Here is a 1,843-nt window from a genome sequence, read left to right on the forward strand (position 1 = left end):
ACAGGGAACACCGGCCACACCGGCCACACCGGACCGACCGGTGACCCGGAGGCGTACGAGCGTCCCCTCATCGGGCCCTGGGCCGCGCCCTCGACGCCGGTGGCCCGTCCCGCGCAGGCCTCCGTACAGGCGTCCGCGCAAGCCCCCTCGGCGAGCACCAACCCCCTGCCCCGGCGCGTCCGGCAGGCCAGTCTCGCCACCGAACTCCGGGAGGCTCCCCCCTCGTACGACACCGGACCCGGCACCGCGCAGCCGCTCCCCCGCCGGACGGGCGCCCGTTCCGGTGCCACCGTCGGTGCCTTCCAACGCCAGTCCAAGGCCGCCCGGCTCCGGCCCGACGCCGGTCACCAGCCCAGCCAGCCCACCAACCCCTCACCGGGGCCCGCCCGGCCCCGGAAGGAAGACGGACGATGACTCTGCGAACCACTGCCACCAACTCCGACCTCGACTGGCTGCTCGACCGTCTGGTCGACCAGGTTCCGGGGACCCGGAACGCCATCGTGCTGTCCGACGACGGGCTGGTGGTGAGCCAGTCCAGCAGCATCGCCCGGGTCGACGCGGAACGCCTGGCGGCCATCGCCACCGGTCAGCAGAGCCTGGCCCGCGGTGTGGGCGAGGTCTTCGGCGGCGGGGCCGTCCACCAGGTCATCATCGAGCTCGACGAGCTCTGGCTGTTCGTCAGCTCGGCCGGGCGGGGCACCCATCTGGCGGTCGTGGCGGACCAGGAGGTCGACGCCGAGGTGATGGCCGTGGCGATGGACACCCTCGTCCAGCAGGTGGGGCAGCGGCTGGGGACCGAGGCGCGGGTCCAGCGCCTGGAGGGCGGGGGGCATGAGTGAGCCACTGGGCGGACGCGTCGCCGGACGACGATGACGCCGAGGAGAGCCTCGTCAGGCCGTACACGATCACCCATGGCCGTACGGCCTCGGGGCGCGACGACCTCACCCTCATCACGGTGATCGTCACCGTCGCGCCCGGCGAACGGCACGGCGACCGGGGTCTGCAGCCCGAGCACCGGATGATCCTGCGGCAGTGCCGTACGCCGGTGGCTCTCGCGGAGGTCGCCGCCGGGCTGAACCTGCCCGTGGCGGTGACGAAGATCCTCGTCGACGACCTCATCACGCTGGACCGGGTGACAGCCCGGCCGCCGCTCGCCGTCGGGGTCGGCCAGACACCCGACTTGACTCTTCTCCAGGCGGTGAAGGATGCCCTACTCAGACTCTGACGAACAGACCGGGTCACAGGTGTCCGTGGCCGGGACGCCCACCGCGCCCGCCGCGGTGAAAATACTGATCGCGGGCGGCTTCGGCGTCGGCAAGACCACCATGGTCGGCGCCGTGAGCGAGATCCCGCCCCTGCACACCGAGGAGCGGCTGACCGTCGCCGGGCTGGGCGTGGACGACCTCGACGGGGTGGAGCAGAAGACCACGACGACCGTGGCGCTGGACTTCGGCCGGATCACGGTCAGCGCCCAGCTCGTCCTGTACCTGTTCGGGACGCCGGGCCAGGAGCGCTTCTGGTTCATGTGGAACGACCTGGTGCACGGGGCGCTCGGCGCGGTCGTCCTCGCGGACACCCGGCGGCTGGAGAGCAGTTTCGCGTCGATCGACTTCTTCGAGAGCCGCGGAGTTCCGTTCGTGGTCGGCGTCAACTGCTTCCACGGGCACCGGGACCGCACGGTGGACGAGGTGCGGGACGCGCTCGACCTCGACCCGAACGTCCCGGTCGTCATGGGCGACCTCCGGGAGCGGCTGGACAGCCGGGACCTGCTGGTGGCCCTCGTCAACCGGCTGATGGCGGACCGCCCGCCGGCGGCGATCGGCGGCTGACCACCACGACGGCG

3 protein-coding genes and 1 pseudogene are annotated in these 1,843 nt (G+C 72.4%); all 4 read left to right on the forward strand.

The genetic code is table 11. From position 1 onward, the window contains the following. A pseudogene (locus STRTUCAR8_RS19270) lies at positions 1-414 on the forward strand (hypothetical protein); the annotation flags it as partial. After that, on the forward strand, positions 411-839 hold the full coding sequence (locus STRTUCAR8_RS19275; protein ID WP_044472469.1) for a roadblock/LC7 domain-containing protein: 429 nt from the start codon (positions 411-413) through the stop codon (positions 837-839). The pseudogene STRTUCAR8_RS19270 and the gene STRTUCAR8_RS19275, both read left to right, overlap by 4 nt. Beyond that, positions 836-1,225 (forward strand): DUF742 domain-containing protein, encoded by a 390-nt coding sequence (locus STRTUCAR8_RS19280; protein ID WP_044472470.1) that lies wholly within the window; start codon positions 836-838, stop codon positions 1,223-1,225. The genes STRTUCAR8_RS19275 and STRTUCAR8_RS19280 overlap by 4 nt, the downstream gene beginning before the upstream one ends. Continuing rightward, complete coding sequence (locus STRTUCAR8_RS19285; RefSeq protein WP_078507239.1) at positions 1,206-1,829, forward strand: GTP-binding protein; 624 nt, start codon at positions 1,206-1,208, stop codon at positions 1,827-1,829. The genes STRTUCAR8_RS19280 and STRTUCAR8_RS19285 overlap by 20 nt, the downstream gene beginning before the upstream one ends. Positions 1,830-1,843 lie beyond the last annotated feature (14 nt).

Source organism: Streptomyces turgidiscabies Car8 (assembly GCF_000331005.1).
GTDB lineage: Bacteria > Actinomycetota > Actinomycetes > Streptomycetales > Streptomycetaceae > Streptomyces > Streptomyces turgidiscabies.